The sequence below is a fragment of the Microbacterium hominis genome (genome assembly GCF_013282805.1).
In the GTDB taxonomy this organism is placed as follows: Bacteria; Actinomycetota; Actinomycetes; order Actinomycetales; family Microbacteriaceae; genus Microbacterium; species Microbacterium hominis_B.
Genome location: NZ_CP054038.1, coordinates 171,858 through 197,095, shown reverse-complemented (window position 1 = coordinate 197,095; position 25,238 = coordinate 171,858). Strand labels below are relative to the sequence as shown.

General features: G+C 71.7%; 20 protein-coding genes and 1 pseudogene. 6 read left to right on the top strand and 15 right to left on the bottom strand.

The genetic code is table 11. The features are described from left to right. Positions 1 to 18: 18 nt before the first annotated feature. The 4 genes from HQM25_RS00915 to HQM25_RS00900 all read right to left on the bottom strand — a co-directional run bounded on the left by HQM25_RS00915 (position 19) and on the right by HQM25_RS00900 (position 4,909). Positions 19 to 1,488 (bottom strand): GH1 family beta-glucosidase, encoded by a 1,470-nt coding sequence (locus tag HQM25_RS00915; RefSeq protein ID WP_172988494.1) that lies wholly within the window; start codon positions 1,486 to 1,488, stop codon positions 19 to 21. Positions 1,489 to 1,548: 60 nt separating this feature from the next. Beyond that, the gene (locus HQM25_RS00910; RefSeq protein WP_172988493.1) at positions 1,549 to 2,463 is read right to left on the bottom strand and encodes a carbohydrate ABC transporter permease; all 915 of its coding nucleotides are present in this window, start codon (positions 2,461 to 2,463) and stop codon (positions 1,549 to 1,551) included. Continuing rightward, positions 2,460 to 3,497, bottom strand: coding sequence for a carbohydrate ABC transporter permease (locus tag HQM25_RS00905; RefSeq protein WP_172988492.1), 1,038 nt, complete (start codon positions 3,495 to 3,497; stop codon positions 2,460 to 2,462). The genes HQM25_RS00910 and HQM25_RS00905 overlap by 4 nt, the downstream gene beginning before the upstream one ends. 140 nt (positions 3,498 to 3,637) lie before the next feature. Then, positions 3,638 to 4,909: an ABC transporter substrate-binding protein gene (locus HQM25_RS00900; protein ID WP_172988491.1), complete on the bottom strand. Its 1,272-nt coding sequence runs from the start codon at positions 4,907 to 4,909 to the stop codon at positions 3,638 to 3,640. Between the two features lie 274 nt (positions 4,910 to 5,183). On the opposite strand from HQM25_RS00900, the gene purS reads away from it, so the two are divergent. Then, on the top strand, positions 5,184 to 5,432 hold the full coding sequence (gene purS, locus HQM25_RS00895) for a phosphoribosylformylglycinamidine synthase subunit PurS (RefSeq protein ID WP_172988490.1): 249 nt from the start codon (positions 5,184 to 5,186) through the stop codon (positions 5,430 to 5,432). Beyond that, positions 5,429 to 6,136 carry a phosphoribosylformylglycinamidine synthase subunit PurQ gene (purQ, locus tag HQM25_RS00890; protein ID WP_172988489.1) on the top strand — a complete coding sequence of 236 codons (708 nt, stop codon included), beginning with the start codon at positions 5,429 to 5,431 and terminating at the stop codon, positions 6,134 to 6,136. The genes purS and purQ overlap by 4 nt, the downstream gene beginning before the upstream one ends. 217 nt (positions 6,137 to 6,353) lie before the next feature. On the opposite strand, the gene HQM25_RS00885 is transcribed toward purQ, so the two are convergent. Continuing rightward, positions 6,354 to 6,794 carry a DUF1761 domain-containing protein gene (locus HQM25_RS00885; RefSeq protein WP_172988488.1) on the bottom strand — a complete coding sequence of 147 codons (441 nt, stop codon included), beginning with the start codon at positions 6,792 to 6,794 and terminating at the stop codon, positions 6,354 to 6,356. Positions 6,795 to 6,887: 93 nt separating this feature from the next. Here HQM25_RS00885 and HQM25_RS00880 point away from each other — a divergent pair, with 93 nt between their 5' ends. Beyond that, positions 6,888 to 7,814 (top strand): 2-hydroxyacid dehydrogenase, encoded by a 927-nt coding sequence (locus HQM25_RS00880; protein WP_254359467.1) that lies wholly within the window; start codon positions 6,888 to 6,890, stop codon positions 7,812 to 7,814. Positions 7,815 to 7,912: 98 nt separating this feature from the next. Here the strand turns inward: HQM25_RS00880 and HQM25_RS00875 are convergent, their stop codons facing one another. Continuing rightward, positions 7,913 to 8,485 (bottom strand): nucleotidyltransferase family protein, encoded by a 573-nt coding sequence (locus HQM25_RS00875; protein WP_172988487.1) that lies wholly within the window; start codon positions 8,483 to 8,485, stop codon positions 7,913 to 7,915. A gap of 136 nt (positions 8,486 to 8,621) precedes the next feature. Here HQM25_RS00875 and HQM25_RS00870 point away from each other — a divergent pair, with 136 nt between their 5' ends. From HQM25_RS00870 to HQM25_RS00860, 3 genes are read left to right on the top strand one after another with little or no spacing between them, the layout of a single operon-like run. Beyond that, positions 8,622 to 9,980, top strand: coding sequence for an 8-oxoguanine deaminase (locus HQM25_RS00870; RefSeq protein ID WP_172988486.1), 1,359 nt, complete (start codon positions 8,622 to 8,624; stop codon positions 9,978 to 9,980). 1 nt (position 9,981) lies between these two features. Then, a complete protein-coding gene (locus HQM25_RS00865) occupies positions 9,982 to 10,824 on the top strand; it encodes an FAD binding domain-containing protein (RefSeq protein ID WP_172988485.1) in 843 nt (280 codons plus the stop codon). Continuing rightward, a complete protein-coding gene (locus HQM25_RS00860; RefSeq protein ID WP_172988484.1) occupies positions 10,821 to 13,619 on the top strand; it encodes a molybdopterin-dependent oxidoreductase in 2,799 nt (932 codons plus the stop codon). Before HQM25_RS00865 ends, HQM25_RS00860 begins: the two co-directional genes overlap by 4 nt. Positions 13,620 to 14,228: 609 nt before the next feature. Here the strand turns inward: HQM25_RS00860 and HQM25_RS00855 are convergent. The 9 genes and pseudogenes from HQM25_RS00855 to allB form a co-directional block, all read right to left on the bottom strand. After that, complete coding sequence (locus HQM25_RS00855) at positions 14,229 to 15,032, bottom strand: ABC transporter permease (protein WP_172988483.1); 804 nt, start codon at positions 15,030 to 15,032, stop codon at positions 14,229 to 14,231. Next, positions 15,029 to 15,838, bottom strand: coding sequence for an ABC transporter permease (locus tag HQM25_RS00850; protein ID WP_172988482.1), 810 nt, complete (start codon positions 15,836 to 15,838; stop codon positions 15,029 to 15,031). Before HQM25_RS00850 ends, HQM25_RS00855 begins: the two co-directional genes overlap by 4 nt. Continuing rightward, positions 15,838 to 16,698: an ABC transporter ATP-binding protein gene (locus HQM25_RS00845; RefSeq protein ID WP_172988481.1), complete on the bottom strand. Its 861-nt coding sequence runs from the start codon at positions 16,696 to 16,698 to the stop codon at positions 15,838 to 15,840. The genes HQM25_RS00850 and HQM25_RS00845 overlap by 1 nt, the downstream gene beginning before the upstream one ends. A gap of 24 nt (positions 16,699 to 16,722) precedes the next feature. After that, positions 16,723 to 17,835, bottom strand: a complete 1,113-nt coding sequence (locus HQM25_RS00840) for an ABC transporter substrate-binding protein (RefSeq protein WP_172988480.1) — start codon at positions 17,833 to 17,835, stop codon at positions 16,723 to 16,725. Positions 17,836 to 18,081: 246 nt separating this feature from the next. After that, positions 18,082 to 19,452 carry a Zn-dependent hydrolase gene (locus tag HQM25_RS00835; RefSeq protein WP_217275172.1) on the bottom strand — a complete coding sequence of 457 codons (1,371 nt, stop codon included), beginning with the start codon at positions 19,450 to 19,452 and terminating at the stop codon, positions 18,082 to 18,084. 1 nt (position 19,453) lies between these two features. Next, entirely contained in the window at positions 19,454 to 20,689 is a 1,236-nt protein-coding gene (locus tag HQM25_RS00830) for a pyridoxal-phosphate-dependent aminotransferase family protein (protein ID WP_254359466.1), read from the bottom strand. Then, positions 20,686 to 22,287 (bottom strand): AtzH-like domain-containing protein, encoded by a 1,602-nt coding sequence (locus tag HQM25_RS00825; RefSeq protein ID WP_172988478.1) that lies wholly within the window; start codon positions 22,285 to 22,287, stop codon positions 20,686 to 20,688. The genes HQM25_RS00830 and HQM25_RS00825 overlap by 4 nt, the downstream gene beginning before the upstream one ends. A 383-nt stretch (positions 22,288 to 22,670) precedes the next feature. Beyond that, a pseudogene (locus HQM25_RS00820) lies at positions 22,671 to 23,777 on the bottom strand (acetamidase/formamidase family protein); the annotation flags it as partial. 4 nt (positions 23,778 to 23,781) lie between these two features. Next, positions 23,782 to 25,200: an allantoinase AllB gene (gene allB, locus HQM25_RS00815; protein WP_254359464.1), complete on the bottom strand. Its 1,419-nt coding sequence runs from the start codon at positions 25,198 to 25,200 to the stop codon at positions 23,782 to 23,784. Positions 25,201 to 25,238 lie beyond the last annotated feature (38 nt).

Here is a 25,238-nt window from a genome sequence, read left to right as displayed (position 1 = left end):
TGCGTGCTCCCCCTCGGACTACGCCACGACCGTCGCCGGTGCGACGTCGAGCGTGCGCGCCGCGATGATGCGGCTGTACTCGCGGCCGCTGTCCTTGACGGCACGCTCCTGCGTCTCGTAGTCCACTCGAACGATACCGAACCGCTTCTCGTAGCCCCACGCCCACTCGAAGTTGTCGAGCATCGACCAGTAGAAGTAGGCGCGCACATCGACACCGGCATCCTGGGCATCGAGGATCGCGGCGAGGTGGCCGCGCACGAACTCGACGCGGTCGTCGTCGTGCACGCGGGTCTCCCCGTCCTCGACCACGGCCACGTCGTCGTAGGCGGCGCCGTTCTCGGTGACGTAGAGCACCGTGCCGGCGGGCTCGGCGTACTCGGTCCACACCCGCTCCAGCAGACGAGTGAGCCCCTCGGGCTGCACCTCCCACTGCATGGGCGTGCGCGGCAGCCCCCGCTCGTGCCAGTAGATGTCGTGGCCGGCCGGCCACGGCGACCCGGTGGGCCGATCGGTGGGCGCGTCGCCGCCGATCGGCGGGTCGACGGGCTCGTGGCCGCCGACGTACTCGCCGTGGTAGTAGTTCACGCCGAGCGACTCGATGGGCGTCGCGATCGTCTCGAGGTCACCGGGCTGCACGGCCGCCTCGAAGGAGGCGACGGCTGCGGCATCCACCTTCCGCACGTCCTCGACGATGTCGGCCGGGTACTCACCGCGGAACACCGGGTCGAGGAACCAGCGGTTGAACTGCCCGTCGATGCGGCGCGCCGCGTCGAGGTCGGCGGGGTCGTTCGCGTCGACCGGATCGGCGACCGTGAGGTTCAGCGTGATGCCGAGCGTCAGCGACTCGTCGCGGGCGCGCAGTTCCCGGATCGCCTGGCCGTGGCCGAGCAGCAGGTGGTGCGAGGCGAGCAATCCCTCCTCGATGCTGAAATGCCCGGGGGCGTGGATGCCGGCGGTGTAGCTCAGGAACGACGAGCACCACGGCTCGTTGAGCGTCGTCCACACGTTCACGCGGTCGCCGAGGGCGTCGTGCATGTCGAGCGCGTACTCGGTGAAGAGGTCGGCCGTGTCGCGGTTGGCCCACCCGCCCTTCTCCTGGAGGGCCTGCGGCAGGTCCCAGTGGTAGAGCGTGAGCCACGGAAGGATGTCGGCGCCCAGCAGTTCGTCGACGAGGCGCTTGTAGAAGTCGACGCCCTTCGGATTGACGGCTCCGCCGTCGGGGCGCACCCGCGACCACGAGGTGGAGAAGCGGTAGGTCTGCAGACCCATCTGCTTCATGAGGGCGACGTCGTCGCGGTAGAGGTGGTAGTGGTCGCACGCCACGTCGCCGTTGTCGGCGTTGATGACGGCACCCGGCACGCGGGAGAAGGCGTCCCAGATCGAATCGCGGCGACCGTCGTCGTGGGCGGCGCCCTCGATCTGGTACGCGGCGGTGGCTGCACCGAACAGGAAGTTCGACGGGAAGGCGCGCTCGACGGCAGAGGTCATGGCGACGGATTCCTCTCTAGAGGTTGCAGGATCAATTGTGGCGCGGGGCGGCGCAGATGGTCAGCCCTTCACTGCGCCGGCCATGATGCCGCTCACCAGCTGCTTGCCCGCGAAGGCGAAGAGGATGAGCAGCGGGATGGTCGACAGCAGCACGCCCGCGAGCACCACCGAGTAATCCACGAAGTAGTTCGACTGCAGCAGCGACAGCGCGACGGGCAGGGTCGGGTCGCGACGGTCGAGCACGATGAAGGGCCAGAAGAAGTTGTTCCACGCGCCCACGAACGTGAACAGGAACAGCATCGCCGCGGCCGGGCGCGCGGCCGGAACGCCCACCGTCCACAGCGTGCGCATCATGGTGGCGCCGTCCACGCGTGCGGCCTCGATGAGCTCGTCCGGCACGGTCTGCTGGAGGTACTGCGTCATCCAGAACACGCCGAACGCGCTGGTGAGCGCCGGGATGATGATCGCACCGATCGATCCGGTCCAGCCGAGGTCGGCGAACAGGATGTACAGCGGCACGACGCCCAGCTGCATCGGCACGGCCATCGTCGCGACGACGAAGACCAGCAGCCCTTTGCTGCCCGGGAACTTCAGCTTCGCGAACGCCCAGCCGGCGAGTGTCGAGGTGATGACCACGGATGCCGCGATGAGGGTCGAGCTGTAGATCGAGTTCCACAGCGCGCGCCAGAACCCGACGGCCGGGTCGTTGACGACGGCGGCGGCGTTCTCGAGGAAGTTGCCGCCCGGGAACCACGACATGTTCGGGTCGTTGATGGTGGATGCGTCGCCCGACCCGATCAGGAGCGACCAGTAGTAGGGGAAGACCGCGCTGACCAGCACGACGGCCAGGCCCGCGTAGACCCAGAAGCCCGCGCGGTAGCCGCGGATGCGGGTGGTGCGGTTCTTGCGGGAGCCGCGCTGCGCAGCGTTCGGGATGCTCTGCTCGACGATCGCGAGGGGAGGAGTGGTGCTCATCGGGCCGATCCCTTCTTGCCGAGCAGGCGCTTTCGTGGGGAGACCACGCCGCGACCGCCCTCGTCACGCACGAGGCGGCGCGTGATCATGAGGTTGATGAGGCCGATGACGAGGATGATGAGGAACAGGATCCAGGCCAGGGCCGCAGCCCGCCCGAAGTTCCACTCGCGCCAGCCGATGTTGTAGAGGAAGAGCGTGATCGTCAGCCACTGCTGGGCGGCGCCGCCCTCGCCCGTGTTGTCGTACATGCGCGGCTCGTCGAAGATCTGCAGACCGCCGATCGTCGAGGTGATGATCACGAAGATGAGCGTGGGGCGCAGCGACGGGAGCGTGATGCTCCAGAACTGGCGGAAGGCGCCGGCGCCGTCGACGGTGGCGGCCTCGTAGTAGTCGCGGGGCACCGCCTGCATGGCGGCGAGCAGGATCAGCGCGTTGTAGCCGGTCCAGCGGAAGTTGACCATCGTCGAGATGGCGACATGGCTCCAGAAGGGATCCTTGTGCCACGGCACCGGCGGGATGCCGAGGTCGGCGAGCACGTTGTTGACGAGCCCGTGGTTGTCGCCGTACATGTTGCTGAAGATCAGGGCGACGGCCACCGGGGCCATCACGTAGGGCAGCAGGACGCTGGTGCGCCAGAAGGTCTTGGCGCGGATGTTCTTGTCGAGCATCGCCGCGATGAAGATCGCGAGGATCAGCTGCGGCACGCTCGAGAGCAGGAAGATGCTGAACGTGTTGCGCAGGGCGGTCCAGAACTGCGGATTGGAGAGGATCCACGCGTATTGGTCGAAGCCGATGAACTCGCCGGAGTTGCGGACGAGGTCCCAGTCCATGAAGGAGATGACCGCCGTGTAGCCGATCGGGAACAGGCCCACGACGGCGAACATGACGAAGAACGGCGAGATGTACAGGTAGGGCGAGACCTTCAGATCCCACCGGCTCAGCTTCTGGCTGAACGAGAGCACGCGGACGCGCTTGTCCTGCGGCTGCGGCGGCGTTGCCGCGGGCGCCTGGGGGCGCGTGTCGGTTGCGGTCACGATGTCGTCTCCGGGTCGGGGATCAGGGCTCGGGGCTGGGGGCCGGTCGGTTCCGGCTCGATGGTGAGGACGCCGGGTGCGTGCGGGTCGCAGGGAGACCCGCACGCACCCGGTCGGTCCGAGGACCGGTCAGATCAGCGTCAGAACGCGCCGACCTCGTTGACCCACGTGTCCCACGAGGTGTCGGCGTCTTCGACACCGTCGAAGACACGGGTCACCGCGTTCTGGAGCGCGTCGTGGTACTTGAAGTACTCGGCGTCCTTGTAGGGCGCGACCGTGACACCCGCCGCACGCGACGAGAGGATCTCACCGGTCGGGGCGTCGTTGAAGTACTCGTTCGTCGCCGAGGCGAGCTCGGCGCTGTCGAGGGCCTCGAGCTGGCTCGGGAAGGTGCCGGCGTTCGCGAACGCCTTCATCTGCTGCTCGGGAGCGGTCAGCCAGTCAGCGAGTGCGAGCGCGGCATCCACGTTCTCACCGTCGGCGGGGACGGTCAGGTACGAGCCGCCCCAGTTGCCGCCGCCGTTGGGGAAGACGTCGGCGATGTCCCAGCCGGTGACGTCGGGGGCGTTGCCCGAGATGACGCCGAGCATCCAGCCCGGGCAGAGCATCGTGGCGAACTCGCCGTTGGCCATCGAGGCGAACCAGTCGTCGGACCACTGACCCGCGTATGCCGCGTTGGGCACACCGCGCTCGGTGACGAGCTGGTAGGCCTCGGCGATCTCCGGGTTCTCGGTGGCGATGACGGTGCCGTCGGGCTCGGTGTAGGTGAACTCGATCTGGTTCACGATGCCCTGGAGCACCGAGTTGGCCGAATCCACCATCGGCTTGCCGGTGGCCTCGCGGTACTGGTCGGCGACGTCGAGGAAGTGCTCCCAGTCGCCGTCGAACAGCTCGGCGACGCCCTCGCGGTCGCTGGGAAGGCCGGCGGCCTCGAAGAGGTCGGCGCGGTAGCAGATGCCCTGCGGGCCGATGTCGGTGCCGAAGCCGACGAGGCGGCCGTCGCCGTCGGTCGCGGCGGCTTCCTTCCAGTCGAGCCAGCGGCCCTTGACCGAGTCCGGCGCCTCGGCGAGGAGGTCGGAGTACTGCATCGCCTCGGCGAACCAGTCGATCTCGACGGCCTCGATGTCGGCGAGGCCGCCCTTGCCGAGCTTCGCGAAGTAGTTCGCACGGGCGTCGCCCGACTCGGCGGCGCGGGTGTGCTCGATCGTGATGTTCGGGTTCTCGTCCATGTACTCCTGGAGGAGCTCGTCGGTGTAGCCGAAGTCGTTGAACGTGGCGACCGTGAGCGTGATCTCCTCGTCGGTCGAGGCAGAGCCCTCGGAGTCGCCGCTCGCGCAGCCGGCGAGGACGATGGCGGACGCGGAGAATGCGGCAACGGCCACGGCGCTCCGGCGGAAGGCGCGTGAATTCACTGTCACTCCTTTGTGTGTCAGGCGGTGTTGGTGCTGTGAACGTCTCGGGTTCGAGACCGTCGTGGGAGCGGTCCCACGAACAATCAGCAACGCTAAGGGAGCGCTCCCATGATTGTCAAGGGAGCGCTCCCATGAATGTGTCACGGTTGGATCACGGGCCGTGGTCGGCGTTCACGATCGGCCGCGGCGCGGCATCCACGCGTCCCGGGTTCGGACGAGGGCGGGCGCGCCGTAGACTTGACGGGTTCCCTGCCCGCGACATCCGGAGCCTCGTATGCCCACCATCGTCGTCGACGTCATGCCCAAGGCCGAGCTGCTGGACCCCCAGGGGAAGGCCGTCACCGGAGCGCTCAGCCGCCTCGGAGTCGAGGACTTCTCGGCCGTCCGCATCGGCAAGCGCTTCGAGCTCACGGTCGAGGGCGAGGTCACCGACGAGGTGCTCGCCGAGGCCCGCCGCATCGCCGACGAGATCCTCTCGAACAGCGTGATCGAGGATGTCGTGGGTGTCGAGGTGGTCGAGTGACCGTCCGCGTCGGGGTCATCACCTTTCCCGGCTCGCTCGACGACCGCGACGCGCAGCGCGCGATCCGCGTCGCCGGCGCCGAACCCGTCGCCCTGTGGCACGGTTCGCACGACCTCGACGGTGTCGACGCCCTGGTGCTGCCCGGCGGCTTCAGCTACGGCGACTACCTGCGCGCCGGCGCCATCGCCGCGCTCGCGCCGATCATGTCGGAAGTCAAGACGGCGGCCGCCGCCGGGATGCCGGTGCTCGGCATCTGCAACGGCTTCCAGATGCTCGTCGAGGCGCACCTGCTGCCGGGCGGCCTGATCCGCAACGCGCACCAGCAGTTCATCCGCCGCGACCAGCGTCTGCGCGTGGAGAACGCGTCGACCGCCTGGACGGCGGAATTCGAGGCTGACCAGGAGATCGTCATACCGCTCAAGAACGCCGACGGCGGTTACATCGCCTCGGAGTCCGAGCTCGACCGGCTCGAGGGCGAGGGCCTGGTCGCCTTCCGCTACCTGGGTGTGAACCCCAACGGGTCGCTCCGCGACATCGCCGGCATCACCAACGAGCGCGGCAACGTGGTCGGCCTCATGCCCCACCCCGAGCACGCCGTCGAGGCCGGCTTCGGCCCCGACACCGCCGCCGCCATGCGCTCCGGCATCGACGGCCTGCCGTTCTTCACCTCGGCGGTCGCCGCCGTGGTCGCCGCCGCGGCCTGACGCGCGGCATCCGCAGGCACCCGGTTTCGCCGCCCCGCGGCATCCACACGCCGCGTCGACGGTCGCCCCGCGGCATCCACACCCCGCGTCGTTTGCCGCCCCGCAGCATCCACCGCAGGTCGCTTCGGCGAGACCCGTGTTTCCCGCTCAGACCCCCCCGCCCCGGCGCCGGGTCCGGGCGGGAAAGTCGGGTCTCGACGGTCACCGAGGTGCGTGCTCAGACGGTGCCGGCGGGGGGCCAGACGCCGATGATGATCGCCATCACCACGAACGTCACGAGCTCGTGCGCGATGTTCAGCACCGTGAGTGACGACGGCCGCCCCTCGAACTGGTCGTGGGTGATGAAGCGCGCGGCGGTCAGACCGGCCCACAGGATGATCCCGGTGACGAGCGCCGAAGCGAAGTAGCTGCCGCCGTAGAAATGCCACGCGATCGTGATCGAGCCGGCCAGCACCCACGCCGTGCCGAAGCTCACGAACACGGTGACGATGATCGGCAGCCACGCCTGCAGCGTCGTCTGCTCGCGATTCATGTCGACCTTCGCGAGAGCCGCCCAGCGCTTGCCGAACACCGGCGGCGCGTACCAGACCGACCCGACCACCATCGTCGACAGGGTGGCGAGGATCACCGCCCAGTAGTTGATCTCGGGTATCTGCATCGGGAGGCTCCTCGGGTCGGGTACGGGTGCTCGGCGCGAGCGTAGCGCCCGGCTCGGACGCCGCGTCGGCAGCGCGCCGGTAGCGTGGGAGGCGTGAGTCCCACTCCCCTCGTCGTCAGCGTGCCCACCGAAGAACTCGCGGGCGATCTCGCCCCGCTCCCCGAGGATGTCGAGGTGGTGGTGTGGCCGATGGATGCCGCGGCCCCGCGCGACCGGTTCGACATGGTCGTTCCCCCGTACATGTCGATGGCGCGCGTGCTCGAGCGCCTCGAGGGCGTCGAGGTCGGGCTGGTGCAGAGCCAGTCGATCGGCTACGAGGGCGTCCGCGACATCCTCCCGCCCGGGCTCGTGTTCGCGAACGCCTCGTCGGTGCACGAGGCGTCGACCGCGGAGCTCGCCGTCGGCCTCGCGATCGCCGGGCAGCGGCGCATCGGCGAGTTCGCGCAGAACCAGGCCGAGGGTCGGTGGGCGGCGGCCTACGCTCCGAGCCTGGCCGACCGCCGCGTGATGCTGCTCGGGTACGGCGGCGTGGGCAAGGCGATCGCCGCGCGACTGGCCGGCTTCGAGGTGGAGGTGGTGCCCGTGGCATCCCGCGCCCGCGTCGAGGACGGAGTGGCCGTGCACGGCGTCGACGAGCTGCCCGACCTCCTGCCCACGACCGAGGTCGTCATCGCCTCGCTGCCCGGGGGCGCCGCCACGCGGCACATCATCGACGACGCGTTCATGTCCGCCCTCCCCGACGGCGCGCTGATCGTGAACGTCGGTCGCGGCCCGCTCATCGACACGGAGGCGCTCGTCACGCACGCCTCGCGCGGGCGCATCCGCGCGGCGCTCGACGTCACCGACCCCGAGCCGCTGCCGGCGGACCACCCGCTGTGGTCGATCCCCGGCGTTCTCGTCGTACCCCACGTCGGCGGGTGGACATCCGCCATGCGCCCCCGCGTGGCACGCCTGGTGAAACGCCAGATCGACCGGATGCGCACCGGTGAACGGCCGCTGAACGTCGTGCTCGGCGGCTGAACCGCGGGCCGCCGCCTCATCCACGGTGGACGGCGCACCCGTCCCCCATCCTTCACCGCGCCGCGCATCATCGGCGCGACGAAGGGACGTCCGAGGGGTCAGGCCCGCCGTCCGCTCGGGCGGTCGATGTCGGCGCCCGACCACAGGTCGCCGCACTCGACCTCGAGCGCGCCGTGCGCCGTGAGGTAGGGGCGCGCGCCGCGGTCGCCGGTGAGCGACGCGCACACCTCGTCGAGGTGGTCGCGGCCGATGAGCACGGGATGGCCCGGCCGCCCGCCGTACACCGCCTGCACCAGTGCCGTCCGCCCGGCGGCCGCCTCGACCACGCGCTGCACGGCGGCAGCCGGCGCATCGGGCGTGTCCACGGGCGTGACGACCACGGCATCGATCGCCGGGTCGAGGGATGCCGCGCGCAGCCCCGCGCGCAGGGTCGCGCTCAGCCCCTCGGCCCAGTCCTCCACGCTCACCGCTGTCGCGGCGGCGGGCACCAGCGCCGCGACCTCGCCGGCCTGCGCTCCGACCGCGACGAGGACCGGGTCGCAGGCGGCCGCGCGCAGCATCCACACCGCCCGCTCGACCCAGGCGATCCCGCCGGCGTCGCGCACCAACCCCTTCGGGCCGCCGTAGCGGGTGCCCGCGCCCGCCGCCAGCACCAGTCCGCTCACCCGCATCGGCGCACCTCCGGCTCGTCGGTTCGTGTCACGACAGCGTATTCCGCCCGAAACACATCGGGTTTAGCGTCGGATTCACACGGGTTCGCCGCGTGGACCAGCCGCGGCATCCACCTCGATCGACGGGAGCCGCCCTATGTCTCGGACGATCATCGAGCACGGGTACCTCGCGACGATCGATGCGTCGGGCAGCGAATTCCCCGACGGGCATATGGTCGTCGACGACGGTCTGATCACCGCGGTCGGCTCCGGCCCGGCGCCGGGGGAGCTGCGCCACGGCGCCGAGATCATCGACGCGACCGGGTGCCTGGTGACCCCGGGCCTGGTCAACACGCACCATCACCTCTACCAGTGGCTCACCCGCGGGTACGCGCAGGACGCCATCCTGTTCGACTGGCTGACCGCGCTGTACCCGCTGTGGTCGCGCATCGATGCGGGACTGACCGGCGTGGGCGCAGCGGGTGCGATGGCCGTGCTCGCCCGATCGGGCTGCACGACCGTGGGCGACCACCACTACATCTTCCCGCGGGGCTCCGGCGACATCGTCGGCGCGATCGTCGAGGCGGCGTCGACCGTCGGCGTCCGGCTGCACGCCACACGCGGGTCGATGGATCTCGGCGCCTCACAGGGCGGGCTGCCGCCCGACTTCGCCGTGGAGACGACGGATGCCGCCCTCGCCGCCTCGCAGGAGGCGGTCGAGCGCTACCACGACGCGTCGTTCGGATCGCTCGTGCACGTGGCCATCGCCCCCTGCTCGCCCTTCTCGGTCACCGCTGACCTGCTGCGCGAGGCGGCCGTGCTCGCCCGGAGTCTCGGCGTGCGCCTGCACACCCACGCCTCCGAGACCGTCGAGGAGGACGCCTACTGCGCGGAGCACTTCGGCAAGACCCCCACCCAGTACCTCGAAGACCTCGGCTGGCTCGGAGACGACGTGTGGATGGCGCACTGCGTACACCTCGACGAGCCTGCGATCGCCCGGTATGCCGCCACCGGCACGGGCGTCGCCCACTGCCCCTCGTCGAACGGACGACTGGCGGCCGGCATCGCCCCGGTGCGCGACCTGCTGCGCGCGGGTGTGCCGGTCGGACTCGGCGTCGACGGCGCCGCCTCCAACGAGTCGGGGCAGTTGGGCGTCGAGATCCGCGAGGCCGTGCTCATGAACCGACTGCGCACCGGGGCGGACTCGATGAGCGCCCGCGACGCCCTGCGCATGGCGACGCTCGGCGGCGCACGCGTGCTCGGGCGCGACCGTGAGATCGGCTCGCTCGAGCCGGGCAAGGTCGCCGACGTCGCCGTGTGGCGCATCGATGGGGTCGAGCACGCGGGGATCCTCGATCCGGTCGCCGCGCTCGGTCTCGGATCGATGCCGCCGCTGAAGCGGCTTCTCGTCGGCGGACGAACGGTCGTGGCCGACGGCACCCTCGTCACGATCGAGGAGCCGGTGCTCGCCGAGCAGGTGGCCACCGCATCGCGCGCCCTGGCCGAACGGCTCTGACATGGACGTCACCTCCGTCACCTCGTTCCGCCGGGCACACACGCGCGACGACCTCGACCTGGCGCCGGGGGAGGTCTTCCTGGCCGGCGGCACCTGGCTCATGAGCGAGCCCCAGCCCGGCACGACGGGGTTCGTCGACCTGACGACACTGGACTGGCCGGCCCTCGAGGTCACCGACGCGGGCCTGCGCATCGGCGCGACCTGCACGATCGCGGCGCTGCGGGCCTGGGCGGAAGGGCGCGGGCCCGTCGCGGTCCCCGACGGCTGGCGGGCGGCATCCCTCGTCCCGGTCGCCGCCGACGCGCTGCTGGCCTCCTTCAAGATCTGGAACACCGCCACCGTGGGCGGAAACCTCTGCCGGGCATTCCCCGCCGGAGCGATGACGTCGCTTTCGGTCGCGCTCGATGCCGAGGTGGAGATCTGGATGCCGGGGGGCGGCGTGCACCGGCTGAGCGCGGCCGCCTTCGTCATCGGCAACGGCGTGAACGGGCTCGCCCCGGGCGAGGTCGTGCGCGCGATCGAGATTCCCGCCCACGCGCTGCGGGCCCGCGCGCGGCTCGAGAAGATCGCCCTCGCCGAGCTGGGACGATCGGGGGCCGTCGTCACCGGACGTCTCGACGACGACGGTCGAGCCGTGTTCACGCTGACGGCGGCCGTGGAACGGCCCGTCGTGATGCGGTTCTGCGAACTGCCGGATGCCGCGGGCCTCGCCGCCGCCATCGACAGCGCGCCCGGGTACTACTCCGATGTGCTGGGCACCGAGGACTGGCGGCGGGCGGTGAGCGGCGTGCTCGGCGAGCGGATCCGCGCAGCCCTCGCCCGGCCTGAGGCGGTGCCGGGATGAGATTCGAGGTCAACGGCGCCCCGGTGGAGGCGGACCCCCGTCCGGGCCAGTGCCTGCGCACGCTGCTGCGCGAGAACGGGCACCGCGAAGTGAAGAAGGGCTGCGACGCGGGCGACTGCGGGGCGTGCGCGGTCATCCTCGACGGCAAGCCGGTGCACTCCTGCATCATCCCCGCCGCCCGCGTCGACGGCTCCCGCGTCGTGACGGCGTCGGGCCTCGCGCCGGGCGACGACCTGCACCCCGTGCAGGAGGCGCTGGTGGAGCACTTCGGCTTCCAGTGCGGGTTCTGCACGCCAGGCATGAGCGTGACGGCATCGTGCCTCACCGCCGACGACCTCCCCGACCTCGACCGCCGCTTGAAGGGGAGCCTGTGCCGGTGCACGGGGTACCGACCGATCCGTGAGGCGATCCGGGCGTCGGTGCTCGGCCCGGTGCGCGAGACCGGTGCGGTCGCGGCTGCCGGCTCTTCGTCTCGCTCCGCTCGCTCAGGGACCTCGGCTGCCGGCGCGGTGGGCACCTCCGCCACGCCGGAGCCCGCACGTCGCGTGGTGCAGGGCCTCGAGCCGTACACGTTCGACCTGGAGCCGCCCGCCGACACCCTTGTGCTCCGGGTGCTCGGCTCGCCGCACGCGCATGCCCGCATCGTCGCGATCGACGCGTCCGCCGCCGAGGCGATGCCCGGCGTCGTCGCCGTGCTGACCCACCTCGACGCCCCCGCGAAGCGCTTCTCGACGGCCCGCCACGAGCACCGCGAAGACGACCCCGACGACACCCGCGTGCTCGACGACACCGTGCGGTTCGTCGGCCAGCGGGTCGCGGCGGTCGTGGCCGAGACGGCCGAGATCGCGGATGCCGCGGTGCGCGGCATCCACGTCACCTACGACGTGCTCCCGGCGGTGCTCGATCCCGAGCTCGCGCGACTGCCGGGCGCCCCGCTCGTGCACCCCGACCGCACGCGCGCGGACCGTGTGGACGAAGCGCACCGCAACGTGCTCGCGAGTCTGCACGCGGGGCTCGGCGGCGACCCCGAGGCGGCGCTGGCCGCGAGCGCCGTCACGGTGAGCGGAACCTGGCGCACGGGCCGCGTCTCGCACGCTCAGCTCGAGACCCACGGGGCGCTCGGCTGGCTCGATGACGACGGGCGCCTCGTGATCCGGGCGAGCACACAGGTGCCGTTCCTTGCGCGCGACGAGATCGCCCGCCTGTTCGACCTGCCGCGCGACCGGGTGCGCGTGTTCACGGCGCGTGTGGGCGGTGGGTTCGGCGGCAAGCAGGAGATCTTCGCCGAAGACCTGGTCGCGCTGGCGGTGCTGCGCACGGGACGCCCGGTGGCGTTCGAGCTCTCGCGCACCGAGGAGTTCCGTCGCACCTCGGTGCGGCATCCATTCCGGGTCTCGGTCTCGCTCGGCGCCGACGCCGACGGCCGGCTCACCGCGATGACGCTCGACGTGCTCAGCAACACCGGCGCCTACGGCAACCACGGCGTGGGTGTGCTGTTCCACGGCGTCGCCGAATCGGTCAACGTCTACAACTGCCCGGTCACGCGCATCGACGCGGAGGTCGTCTATACGAATGCCGTGCCCTCGGGCGCGTTCCGCGGCTACGGGCTCGGCCAGGTGATCCTCGGCGTCGAATCCGCCATGGACATGCTCGCCGAGAAGCTCGGCATCGACCCGTTCGAGCTGCGGCGCATCAACGCCGTGCGGGAGGGCGACGTGCTGTCGACGGTGTTCCCCGAACCCGAGCCCGACCTCGTCTGGGGTTCGTACGGTCTCGACCAGTGCCTGGATCTCGCGCAGGACGCGCTCCGGCGCGGGAACGGCATGGAAGCGCCGACCGGCTGGCGCGTCGGCGAGGGGATGGCGATCTCGCTCATCGCGTCGGCAGCGCCGGGGGGCCACTACTCCCACGCGACGGCCACGCTGCGCCCCGACGGCACGATCGCGCTCTCGGTCGGCACCGCGGAGTTCGGCAACGGCACCAGCACCGTGCACCGTCAGATCGCGGCCACCGTGCTCGAGGCATCCACGGATCGCATCGAGCTGCGCGCCGCCGACACCGACCTCGTGCGGCACGACACCGGAGCCTTCGCGTCGGCCGGAACGACCGTCGCCGGCAAGGCCCTCGCCCGCGCGTGCACGCAGCTGCGCGACCGGATGCTCGCGGCGGCCCGGACGGCGACCGGCGCCGACGACGCGGTGCTCGCCGACGACGGGGTGCTCGCAGGGGGACGCGTCGTTCCGTTCGCGGAGCTCGTCGCGACGGCGCCTTCCGCCGAGTGCAGCGCCGAGGGTCTGGTCGGCACCGGCGACGAAGACGGCTCGGAGCGCTCCCTCGCCTTCAACGTGCACGGGGTGCGGGTCGCGGTCGACGTCGAGACCGGAACCGTGCGGGTGCTGCAGTCCGTGCAGGCCGCCGACGCCGGGGTGGTCATCAACCCCGCCCAGTGCCGAGGACAGGTCGAGGGCGGCGCGGCGCAGGGCCTCGGCAGCGCGCTGTACGAGGAGGTCGTCGTCGGCCCCGACGGCGCGATCGAGAACCCGGTGTTCCGGCTGTACCGGGTGCCGCAGTCGGCGGACATCCCCGACACCGAGGTGTACTTCGCCGACACCGTCGACGCCATCGGACCCTTCGGCGCCAAGTCGATGAGCGAATCCCCCTACAACCCGGTCGCCGCAGCGGTCGGCAACGCCATCGCCCGGGCGCTCGGGCGTCGCCCCTTCCGTCAGCCGTTCACCCGCGAGCGGGTCTGGCGCGTCGCGCACGGCCTCGACGAGGTGGATGCCGCGGGCTGACGCCTCCGCGCGGTGGTGCGGCCCCTCGTGGGGCGACTTCTGTGGCATCCATCCGCGCCGACCCGCAACCACCGCCCCACCAACCCGTGGGCGCAAAGCGGCGGCCACCTCGTGGGGCGACTCCTGCGGCATCCACCCGCACGGACCCACCGCAAGCGCCCCACGAACCCTCGGGCCCGCAGCGCCGCGCCCCTCGTGGGGCGACTCCTACGGCATCCACCCGCCCGGACCCACCACAAGCGCCCCACGAACCCCCGGGCGCACAGCGCCGCGCCCCTCGTGGGGCGACTCCTGCGGCATCCACCCGCCCGGACCCACCACAAGCGCCCCACGAACCCTCAGGCCCGCAGCGCCGCGCCCCTCGTGGGGCGACTCCTGCGGCATCCACCCGACCGGCACCACCGCAGGCGCCCCACGAACCCCCGGGCGCACAGCGCCGCGCCACCTCATGGGGCGACTCCTGCGGCATCCACCCGCCCGGACCCACCACCAGCGCCCCACGAACCCTCGGGCCCGCAGCGCCGCGCCCCTCGTGGGGCGACTCGCGCGGCATCCACCCGCGCCGACCCACCACAGGCGACCCACGAACCCGGAGGCGGACCGCTGTGGTCAGCGCTGGGCGGTCGTCATCGCCATGCGGGCGAGCACGATGTTCTCGACCACCTGCACGAGGTTGTAGAGCAGCAGCGTCACGATCGTGATGAGGGCGACCGAGGCCCACAGCTCGTCGAACCGGGCCGATGCCGAGAACTTGACGATCATGCCGCCGATGCCCTGGCCGGTCGACAGCCATTCGGCCAGCAGGGCTCCCGTCACGGCACCCGGCACCGAGACGCGCGCCGCAGCGAACAGCGAGGGCAGCGCGCCGGGCACGCTCACCTTGCGCAGCTGGGTCGCCCGCCCGCCGCCGTACACGTGCACGAGGTCGAGGCTCTCCTTCGAGGCGCGGCTGAGGCCGAACATCACCGACGCGAGGGCCGGGAACAGCACCACGATCGAGCCGATGACGGCGACGGATGCCGCGGTGCCGCGCCCCGTGATGAGGATGATCACCGGGGCGATGGCCACGAGCGGCACCGAACGCAGCAGCAGCGCGAGCGGCATCACGCCGGCCTCCACCGAGCGCGACAGCGAGAAGGCGATCGCGAGGATCGTGGCGACCACCATGCCGACGACGAAGCCGAGGGCGGCGTCCTGCAGGGTCTGTATCAGGAGCGGCATGAGCTCGGCGCGGTTGGCGGCGGCATCCTCTTCGGTGAACAGGAACTGCCACACCTCGAGCGGCCCCTTGGCGACGAACGACGAGATGCCGGTGAGGTTCACGACCGCCCACCACAGCGCGATGATGATCACGAACGTGAGGAGGGCGTTCAGCAGAGAGCGGCCCGCGGCGCGCGAGACGGCGGGGATCATGCGACGGTCCTTCCGGAGACCCACGGGGTGACCAGGCGCGAGATCAGCCCGACCAGCGCATAGCCGGCGAGGGCGACGAGGGCCGACAGCAGGAACACCGCCCACACCCGGGCCGAGTCGAGATCGCCCTGCAGCTTGATGAGGGTGATGCCGACGCCCCGGTCGATGCCGCCCATGTACTCGCCGAGCACGGCTCCGAGGAAGGCCGAGGGCACGGCGATCTGCAGGGCGTTGAGGATCGCGGGCAGTGCCGCGATCAGCCGCACCTTGCGCAGCTGCGTGAGGCGCGAGCCGCCGTACACGTGCACCACGTCGAGGCTCGAGCGGTCGGCGGCACGGAACCCGAGCAGGGCGCCCACGACCGTGGTGAAGAACACGGCGAGCGCGGCGAGGAAGATCGCCGTGGAGCTCGGGTCGCCGGGGCGCTTCGCGCCGCCGAGCACGACGATGGCGATGCCGCCGACGGCGACCACCGGCAGGCAGTAGCTGACCACCGCGACCTGCATGACCACCGGCTCGATGCGCGGCAGCAGCAGCACGGTCGCGGCCAGCAGCAGCGCGATGCCGTTGCCCCACGCGTAGCCGATCGCCGCCTCGGTGATCGTCACCTGGAATACCGACCAGTACGGCGCGAGTCCGTCCTGCCAGATGGTCTGGAACACCACGAACGGCGAGGGTACCGGGGTGAAGGTGGTGCCCGGCGGCGGCTGGAAGATCGTGACCGAGAAGAGCCACCATGCGCCGATGAGCGCGACGGCTCCGATCAGCCCGGCGACCCAGCCGGGCAGTCGTCGTGCCCGGCCCATCAGCTCTCCGCGGCGGCGCGGCCGTCGCTGCCGAACAGCAGCTCGGACGCCTGGTCCACGAGGGCGTGGAACTCGGGGGTGCGCTGCATGTCGGGCGTGCGCGGGTGCGGCAGGTCGACCTCGATGATCTCCTTGATGCGGCCCGGCCGCGGCGACATCACCGCGACGCGGTCGGAGAGGAAGATCGCCTCCGAGATGCCGTGCGTGACCAGCAGCGTCGTCGCGGGCTTCTCGGTCCAGATGCGCAGCAGCTCCAGGTTGAGGTTCTGGCGGGTCATGTCGTCGAGCGCGCCGAACGGCTCGTCGAGCAGCAGCACGCTGGGCTTGAGCGCGAGAGCGCGGGCGATCGACACGCGCTGGCGCATGCCGCCCGACAGCTGCGCGGGCTTGGCCTTCTCGAAGCCCTTCAGGCCGACGAGCTCGATGAGCTCGTCGATGTACGCCTTGTCGGCCCTGCGGCCCGCGATCTCGAAGACGAGCTTGATGTTCGCGTACACGCTCCGCCACGGCAGCAGCGCGTGGTCCTGGAACGCGATGCCCAGCTCGCTGTCGCGGCGCAGCTGGGCCGGCGTCTTGCCGTCGACGAACACCTCGCCGGTGGTGGGCTGCTCGAGGTCGGCGAGGATGCGCAGGATCGTCGACTTGCCGCATCCACTGGGGCCGAGGAGGGCCAGGAACGAGCCCTTGTCGGTGTGGAGGTGGGTGTCCTGCAGCGCGGTGACGGACCTGCCGCGGCCGGTGTCGAACGTCTTGCTGAGTCCGTCGATGCGGATGCCGGTGCCGGGCGTCGGCGCCGGCGGCGAGGTGTCCCCCGCCGCCGGCGCCGCGGCCGCGGCATCCGATGTGTGGATGTCGGTCATGTGAGTGGTGCCCGGTGCCGGGGACTACGGGAGGTAGTCCTTGAGCTCGGGGTTCTCCTCGTAGATCTCGTCGATGATGGTGGTGTCGAACAGGTCCTCCACCGAAACGTCCCAGCCGGCGGCGGCGAGCGAGGCGACGGTCTGCTCCTTGAGCTCGTCGGAGATCGTGAACAGGCCGTTGGCCTCGGTCTCCTCCGTCGAGATGAGGAGCTTCTCAGCCTCCAGGCCCATCCCGGTCTTCACCGGGTCGAGTGCGCCGAAGATGGCCTCGAGACCGTCTTCCGACTCGGCGGCCGCCGCGTTGTAGTACGTCTCGATGAGCGCGACCGAGTCGTCGGTCGTCTCCTGGAACACGTCGGTCCAGCCCTTGATCTCCGCGATGAGGAACGCCTTCAGCAGCTCCTTGTTCTCGGCGAGGTACTGGTCGGTGACGGAGAAGGTCTCGGCCACGTAGGGCACGCCGTTCTCGGCGTACGAGAGGTTGGTGATCTCGTAGCCCGCGAGCTCGACCGTGAGGGCCTCGTTGGTCAGGTACGCCATGAAGCCGTCGACCTCGCCGTTCATCAGCGGAGTCGGGTCGAAGTCGACCGGGACCACCGTCACGTCGGCGGGGTCGATGTCGTTGGCGTTCAGCAGGGCCGCGAACACCGAGGCGTTCGAGTCCTGCACGCCGATCGTCTTGCCGACGAGGTCTTCGGGGCTCATGATGTTTCCGCCGTCCGCCAGCGAGAGGATCGTGAACGGATTCTTCTGGAACGTCGCGCCGATGATCTTCAGCGGCGCCTCCTCCTCGGCGATGGCTGCGCCGATGGATGCCGCGTCACTGAGCGCGACCTGCACGGTGCCCGACAGGAGCTTGGCCACGCCGGTGTCCGGACCGGAGATGCCGATCACCTCGTCGAAGCCCGCCTCGTCGTAGTAGCCGTTCTCGTAGGCGTAGAACTCGCCCGCGAACTCCTCGTTCTTGATCCAGGAGTACTGCACGCTGATCTCGCCGTACGATGCCTCTTCGTCGCCGGTCTCACCGGGGGCCGCGGCGCCCGAGGCGCAGCCGGCCAGGACGAGGGCGGATGCTGCGAATGCGGCCGCTGCGGCCGCAAGGCGACCGCGTCGCCCCAGCTTGCTGTGTGATGCCATCGGGTTGGCTCCTCTTCTGAAGCAGTGTGATCATCGCGACGCTAGAGGGTCGACGTTTCCGCGCATCGATCGGGGTGTTTCCGCCGTGTGACACCGTGTGCGGGGGCGGCCATTCGTCTCGCTCCGCTCGCTCAGGGACCTCGGCGGCGGGGGCGGCCATTCGTCTCGCTCCGCTCGCTCAGGGACCTCGGCGGCGGGGGCGGCCATTCGTCTCGCTCCGCTCGCTCAGGGACCTCGGCGGCGGGGTCAGGCGCGCGCGGCGGCGAGCTGCAGCACGGCCTCGGCGAGGGCCTGGATGCCGCGCGCCACGTCGCCGGCGGACACCGCCTCGTCGGGGTGGTGGCTGATGCCGTCGGGGTTGCGCAGGAACAGCATCCCGACCGGGGCGATCGCGCCGATGGCCATGCCGTCGTGGCCGGCGCGGCTGAAGAGTGTCGCGGGCGGGTCGGATCCGGCATCCATCGTCGTCTCGATGCCGGCGCGCACGACGTCCTGCAGCAGCGGGGCGCAGAAGACGGCCGGCGCGCTGTGCACCTCGCGGGCGTTCCAGCGCAGCCCGCGACGGCCCATGATCGCGTCGAGCTCGTGCTCGATCGACAGCCACACGCGGTCACGCTGGCCGTCGAACTCGCCCCGCAGGTCGAGCGAGAGGTGCGCCTCGCCCGGCACGACGTTGACCGCTCCCGGGTAGGCCTCCAGCTGCCCGACGGTGCCGATGATGTGGTGCTCGGCGCGGCAGATGCGCTCGACCGCGAGCGCCGCCTCCGACGCGCCGAGGAGTGCGTCGCGGCGCCGGTCGTAGGGTGTGCCTCCGGCGTGACGGGCCTCGCCCTCGACCACGAGCTGGAACCGGCGTGCCGAGGCGATCGATGACACGACCGCGAGCGACTCCTCGCGCTCGTCGAGTTCGGGCCCCTGCTCGATGTGCGCTTCGAGGTAGCCGGCCAGCTCCTCGGGTCGGCGAGCGGCCTCGCCGACGCGACCCGGGTCGAGGCCGAACTCGCGGAACGCCTCGCGCAGCGTCGTGCCGTCGGCGTCGGTCAGCTCCCACCAGTCGTCATTCCATAGACCGGCGACCGCCGATGAGCCGAGCAGCGCCTTGCCGAACCGGGTGCCCTCCTCGTCGGAGAAGGCGAGGATCTCGAGCGCGAAGGGAAGCGGCGAGCGCCAGCCGTCGCGGTCGGCGTCGCCGGCGGGCACGCGCAGCAGGCGCACCACTTCCAGAGCCATGAGCACCCCGACGATGCCGTCGTAGCGCCCCGCGTCGGGGACGGTGTCGAGGTGCGAACCCAGGACGAGCGCGGGGGCGTCGGGGTCTCGAGCCGCGGCTTCGCCGCTCCTCGACCACGGTGTGGCGGGCCCGTCGCGGTCTCCGGAAGCGACGTCGAGGCGGCCGACCTGGTTGCCTGCCGCATCCTGGCGGGTGCGCATGCCGACCTCGCGCATCCACTCGGCGGCGAGGCGGTTCACCCGCGCATGTTCGGGCGAAAGGTACACGCGCTCGATCGCGCCGGGGGTCGCCGTGACCCGGGCGAGCTCGTCGCAGCGGGCCATCACGCGCCGCGCCGCGGCCGCGATGCGGTCGCGGTCGGCGGTCAGCAGCGCTGCGGACGGCACGTCATGCGCTCCGGTAGACGTCGGCGGCGGCATCCACTCCGGCACCCGCCGGCACCGCCGCGCCGAATCGGCGCAGCACCGCTTCGAGGGCGGCCAGCGTGGTGAGCACCGCGTCTTCGCGGGCGTTGTAGCCCATTGTGCCGATGCGCCACACGCGGCCGTGCAGGGGGCCGAAGGAGGTGCCGATCTCGATGCCGAAGTCTTCGAGCATCGCGGTGCGCGCGGCGTCGCCGGGCACGCCCTCCGGGATCTCGACCGCGACGACGTTGTTCATCTTGTGCGCGACGTCGCCGAAGACGACCAGGCCCAGGGCCTCGACGCCGGCGAGCATCGCGGCGCCGGCGCGCTCGTGCCGGGCGATGACCGCGTCGCGGCCCTCGAGCAGCAGCACGCGCGCGCACTCCCGGGCGCCGTAGAGCATCGAGGTCGCCTCGGTGTGGTGGTTGAGCCGGCGCGGGCCCCAGTAGTCGAGGATCATGCCGAGGTCGAAGTAGTTCGAGCGCACGAAGTCCGCCGCGTCGGGGTCGCCGGGCTCGCGGATGCCCGCCTCGATCCTCTTGCGGCTCTGGATGATCTCGACGGCACGGGGCGAGAGCGTGATCGGGGCCGACCCCGACGGACCGCCCAGGCATTTCTGGAGGCCGGCGGTGGCGGCATCCACCCCCCATGCGTCGGCTTCGAAGGCGTTGCCGCCGAGAGAGGCCGTCGCGTCGGTGTAGAACAGCACACCGTGGCGCGCGCAGATCGCGCCGATCTCATCGAGCGGCTGGTTCATCGTCGTGGACGTGTCGCCCTGCACGAGCGCGAGCAGCGTCGGCCGCACGCGGGTGATCGCGTCCTCGATCGCGGACGGCGTGAACACCTGACCCCACTCGGTCTCGATCGTGTGCACCTCGGCCATCGCCCGCTCGGCGATTTCGGCGAGGAGGTGCCCGAAGCGGCCGAACACCGGCACGAGCACGCGGTCTCCGGGGCGCACCAGCGACACGATCGCCGCCTCGATGCCCGCGCGGCTGGTGCCGTCGACGAGCACGGTCGCATCGTTGACGGTGGCCCAGACGGCGCGGTAGAGCTCCTGCGTCTCGGTCATCGTGGCGGTCATGAAGGGGTCGTACTGGCCGACCAGCGGCGCCGACATCGCCCGCAGCACGCTCGGGTACGCGCTGATCGGCCCGGGCCCCATGAGCAGGCGCGCGGGCGGGTCGATCGGCCCCGGGATCACACCGGCGGACGTCATGCGAGCTCCGTTCGAGAGGCGAGAGAGTGGATGCGGCGGGCCAGCCGCACGAGGGCGATGTCGGTTCCCGCGCGGGAGACCAGACACACGCCCACCGGCGCGGGGCCGAGCGGCGAGTCGACCGTCAGCAGCGGCACCGACACCGCCGGGAGGCCGCCGATGGCCGCGGGGGTCGTCATGCGCAGCGTCGCCTGGCGCACCGCGTCGACCGCCGGCCCCTTCGCGGTGCGCGCGGGCGCTGGCCCTGGAACGGTGGGCAGCAGCAGCACCGCATCTCGCACGAGGTGCTGCATGTGCTCGCTCAGTGCCTCGAGGTCGCGCCGTGCGGCGGCCTCCGCCTCGGGCGTGACCTCCGACGCGAGGCGGAAGCGCTCGGCGACGGCAGGTCCGACAGCGCCGGGGTGCTGGCGCAGCCACGCGCCGTTGTTGCGCCAGGCCTCCGCGCCCTGCACGGTGCGGAACGGCTCGTAGTACTCGTCGAGGTCGCCGATCGCGATGCGGCCGAGCCGGGGCGGATCGTCGGATGCCGCGAGCCGCGTCATCAGGGCCTCGAACGCGCGGCGCGTGGCCGGCTCGACGGCGGCGATCGCCTCGTCGGGCACGAGGAAGCGCCAGGGCAGATCGGAGCCGCCCTGGCCGTATACGGACTCGGTGGACTCGGAGCCGTCGTAGCTGAGGCACCAGTCGGCGACGCGCTGCAGCGTCGCGCCGTCGCGGGTGAGCCATCCGACCGTGTCGAACGACTGCGCGAGCGGCAGCATCCCCTGCCGCGGGACGAGATCGTGCGTGGTGCGCAGCCCCCACAGTCCCTGGTACGAGGCGGGAACGCGGACCGACCCGGCGGTGTCGGTGGCGAGTCCGATCTCGGCCTGGCCCGTGGCGACAGCGGATGCCGGTCCGCTCGACGACCCACCCGGCAGCGCCCCGGGCAGCGCGCCGTTGGGCGGCGTTCCGTAGTGCACGTTGTCGCCGGCGATCGAGTAGGCGAATTCGTCGGTGCGGGCGATTCCCCGCAGCGACGCCCCACCGCGCAGCAGGTCGCCGACCGCCGACGACGTCCTGGCCTCGGGGCGGGCGTCGTCGAGGAAGGTGGGGTTGCCGCCCCCGATGCGGTAGCCCTTGATGGCGAAGAGGTCTTTGACCGCGACGGTGAGACCCGACAGCGGACCCTCCCATGCCCCCTGGTAGAGCGGGTCGCCGACGGTGCGCCAAACGCTCCGGTCGAAGGGCAGCGCGCGCCCGGTGACGTGCGCGGCGGTGATGAGCCAGCGCCCGCCGATGCGCTGCCACACCTGCGTCTGCAGGCCCGCCCCCCCGAGCGTGTAGCGCGAGACCGACACCAAAAGCGCGGCATCCGGACCGAGCGGACGGTACTCGATGCGCTCGATCGTGCGCGAGGGCACACCACCGCGCGCGCCGCGGAACGCGTGGATCGCGTCGTGCCCGACCAGCAGACCGGCCGCGTCGCCGCGCAGCGTCTCGGCGCCGGGTGCGAAGGCCGCGTCGAGCGCGTCGAGGTCGTTCGCGAGGATCGCGCGCTCGTACTCGTCGAAGGCCGTGAACAGGTCGGCGGGGATGTCATCGGGGAAGCCGCTCATGCCCGTGTCGTCCCTTCGCCCGCGGGGCCGGCGGCCGGCGCGGTCGCGTCGCCCCGCCCGGTCGCCGTGCCCGGATCAGGTGATCCGCCGAGAACAGGCCCATCCGGGAGAACCTGGCCTGTCTCCGCCAGATCACCTGTTCTCGGCAAGGGCTGGGAGGCATCGCCCCGCCCGCTCGCCGTGCCCGGATCAGGTGATCCGCCGAGAACAGGCCCATCCGGGAGAACCTGGCCTGTCTCCGCCAGATCACCTGTTCTCGGCAAAGGCCCGGGCGCGCTCGGCAACGGCTGGGAGGTGACACCCCGCCCGCTCGGGAAGAGCCCACCGGGGGCCGCCGGAGAGGAATGGATGCCGGTCCCCGGCGCGGCGGGCGCAGCATCCACCCGCACCGCGGCGAAGTCGGCCTCGCGGATGCGGGCGTGCACGCCGCACACGATGTCGACGACCTGCGAGATGTCGAAGTCGGTCGCGGCGGAGAGGTAGGCGTAGGCGAGGTGCTCGTCCATGCCGTATCTCGCCTGCAGCAGCGACAGCGCCGCGCGCACGCAGGCGCGCATCGCGACGTCGAGGTCGGGGTCGAGGCCGGTCGGCACGAGGTACTCCGACGTGCGGGCGAGGGGCCCGGCGACCGCGCCGAACTCGGCGAGCGCCTCCTCACGGGGCACGACGTCGAAGCGCAGGGTCGCCCGCAGCGACGCCTCGAGCGCGGTGAGCGCGACCTCGCCGTCGCCCTGCGCGAAGTGGGGATCGCCGACGTACGCGAGCGCCCCCTCGACCTGCACCGGCAGGTACAGCGCGGCCCCGACGGTGAGGAGGTTGATGTCGATGTTGCCGCCGTGGGCTCCGGGGGGCACCGAGTGCGGGCGCTCGTCGCCGGCGACGGCCACGCCCATCGTGCCGAGGAAGGGCGCGAGCGGGAACTCCACGACGCGGTCGCCGCCCTCCACGAGCGGCAGCGCGCCGACCAGCGCGCCGTCGCGAGAGACCACCGGCGTGAACACGCTGACGCTGCCGGCTCCGCGGGGCAGCTCTCCGACCAGGGCGCCCTTGCCGTGCCGGTTCGAGATGACGCCGTACGGCACGCGCGGGTCGAGGCGCTCGACGGTGATCTTCAGCAGGTCGCCCGGCCGGGCGCCCTCGACGAAGATCGGGCCGGTGACCACGTGCGGGCCGTCGGCGGCGGGGTTACGGGAGAGCTCGCGGGCGATCTCGATCGCGTCGGCGAGCACCGCCGACGCATTCACGCCCTTGCCGGTGAAATACGCAAGCGGGTCCTTGCCCTGGTCTTCGAGGATGCCCTCGTGGCTCACGGTGTCGACCGTCACGGTCGATCCGGCGGCGATCGCGATCACCGGCGCGTCCGTCGCGCACGGCAGCCGTCCCCACACCACCGACGCGGGCGTCGCGGGCAGGTAGTGGTCGCCGGGGGTCTCCCCCACGCCGGGTTGCAGGATCTCGAGGGCCGCGAAGGCGGCGGGTGCGGCATCCATGGCCCTATCCAAGCCCATCCGCAGCCGCGAGCGTCCGCGCCGACAGCAGTCGTCCCTTGGGCGTGGCCCGGAAGCGCGGAGCCTCGCCCGCGCCGCCCTCGGTGACGTTGAAGATGGCACGGCCGCGCAGCCACGTGCGCCGTACGCGTCCGGCGAGCAGGCGATGGTCGTACGCCGTGATCGGATTCTTGTGCAGCAGCGCACGCGCGTCGATCGGGTAGGGGTCGTCGAGGCCGAACACGGTCAGGTGCGCGGGCGCGCCCACCTCGATCGCGCCGACGCCGTCGAGCCCCGCGACGCGGGCGGGGCCGGTCGTGTACAGGGGCAGGATCGTCTCGATCGGGATGCCGCGCGAGCGCGCCTCGGTCCACACCGCCGACAGCCCGACCTGGAGCCCCGCGATGCCACCCCACGCGAGTCCGAAGTCGCCGCCGCCGGAGCGCTTGAGGTCGACGGTGGAGGGCGAGTGGTCGCTCACGATCGCGTCGATCGTGCCGTCGACGACACCCGCCCACAGCAGGTCGCGATTGGATGCCTCCCGGATCGGCGGGCAGCACTTGAACTCCGCGGCGCCGTCGGGAATCTCCTCGGCCACGATCGTCAGGTAGTGGGGGCAGGTCTCGACCGTGAGCGCGACGCCCTCGGCTTTCGCCGCGCGGATCACGGGCAGGGAGCCGGCGTCGCTCAGGTGCAGGATGTGCGCGCGGGCGCCGGTGCGCCGCGCCTCGGCGATCACCGCCTCGATCGCGGAGGCCTCGCTGGCGGGAGGCCGCGACGCGAGGAAGGCGTCGTAGCCGCGGCCGAGGGCCCCGTGGCTTTCGGCGGGGGGCTCGTGCAGCAGCGCCGGGTCCTCGGCGTGCACGATGAGGCGCGAGCCGATCGCGGCGATCTCCTCCATCGCGGCGGCGAGCTGCGTGCGGTCGAGGTGGCCGAACTCGTCGACGCCCGACGGTGCGAGGAAGCACTTGAACCCGTACACGCCGGCCTCGTGCAGGGGCGCCAGCTGCCCCAGGTTCTCGGGCACCGCGCCGCCCCAGAACCCGACGTCGATGAAGGCCGACGGCGCGGCGGCGCTCTTCTTGATCGTGAGCGCTCCGGGCGTCGTCGTGGCGGGCACCGAGTTCAGCGGCATGTCCACGATGGTCGTCACGCCGCCAGCGGCCGCGGCGAGCGTCGCCGACCGGAAGCCCTCCCACTCGGTGCGCCCCGGTTCGTTGACGTGCACGTGCGAGTCGACCAGACCCGGAAGCAGCACCGCGTCGTCGGGCACGATCGTGGCCTTGCGGGAGGCGGTCGTGGGGGATTCGAGCCCCACGATCACGCCGTTCTCGAAGACGACCTCCACGGGGCGGAACGCGCCCTCCACCCACGCCCGGCCGGCGCGAACGCGGCCGGAGCCCCCACGCCCTCGTTCAGCTGCCACCACGCCTCCTCCGGGTTCGGGCTCCAGCATCCCGCACC

What these genes read in the sequence shown, in the direction of transcription:
- HQM25_RS00855 (WP_172988483.1), bottom strand. Translation starts at nt 15,032, where the DNA reads ATGATCCCCGCCGTCTCGCGCGCCGCGGGCCGCTCTCTGCTGAACGCC.
- HQM25_RS00830 (WP_254359466.1), bottom strand. Translation starts at nt 20,689, where the DNA reads ATGACGTCCGCCGGTGTGATCCCGGGGCCGATCGACCCGCCCGCGCGC.
- HQM25_RS00915 (WP_172988494.1), bottom strand. Translation starts at nt 1,488, where the DNA reads ATGACCTCTGCCGTCGAGCGCGCCTTCCCGTCGAACTTCCTGTTCGGT.
- HQM25_RS00850 (WP_172988482.1), bottom strand. Translation starts at nt 15,838, where the DNA reads ATGGGCCGGGCACGACGACTGCCCGGCTGGGTCGCCGGGCTGATCGGA.
- HQM25_RS00840 (WP_172988480.1), bottom strand. Translation starts at nt 17,835, where the DNA reads ATGGCATCACACAGCAAGCTGGGGCGACGCGGTCGCCTTGCGGCCGCA.
- HQM25_RS00885 (WP_172988488.1), bottom strand. Translation starts at nt 6,794, where the DNA reads ATGCAGATACCCGAGATCAACTACTGGGCGGTGATCCTCGCCACCCTG.
- HQM25_RS00845 (WP_172988481.1), bottom strand. Translation starts at nt 16,698, where the DNA reads ATGACCGACATCCACACATCGGATGCCGCGGCCGCGGCGCCGGCGGCG.
- HQM25_RS00860 (WP_172988484.1), top strand. Translation starts at nt 10,821, where the DNA reads ATGAGATTCGAGGTCAACGGCGCCCCGGTGGAGGCGGACCCCCGTCCG.
- HQM25_RS00910 (WP_172988493.1), bottom strand. Translation starts at nt 2,463, where the DNA reads ATGAGCACCACTCCTCCCCTCGCGATCGTCGAGCAGAGCATCCCGAAC.
- HQM25_RS00870 (WP_172988486.1), top strand. Translation starts at nt 8,622, where the DNA reads ATGTCTCGGACGATCATCGAGCACGGGTACCTCGCGACGATCGATGCG.
- HQM25_RS00825 (WP_172988478.1), bottom strand. Translation starts at nt 22,287, where the DNA reads ATGAGCGGCTTCCCCGATGACATCCCCGCCGACCTGTTCACGGCCTTC.
- purS (WP_172988490.1), top strand. Translation starts at nt 5,184, where the DNA reads ATGCCCACCATCGTCGTCGACGTCATGCCCAAGGCCGAGCTGCTGGAC.
- HQM25_RS00865 (WP_172988485.1), top strand. Translation starts at nt 9,982, where the DNA reads ATGGACGTCACCTCCGTCACCTCGTTCCGCCGGGCACACACGCGCGAC.
- HQM25_RS00875 (WP_172988487.1), bottom strand. Translation starts at nt 8,485, where the DNA reads ATGCGGGTGAGCGGACTGGTGCTGGCGGCGGGCGCGGGCACCCGCTAC.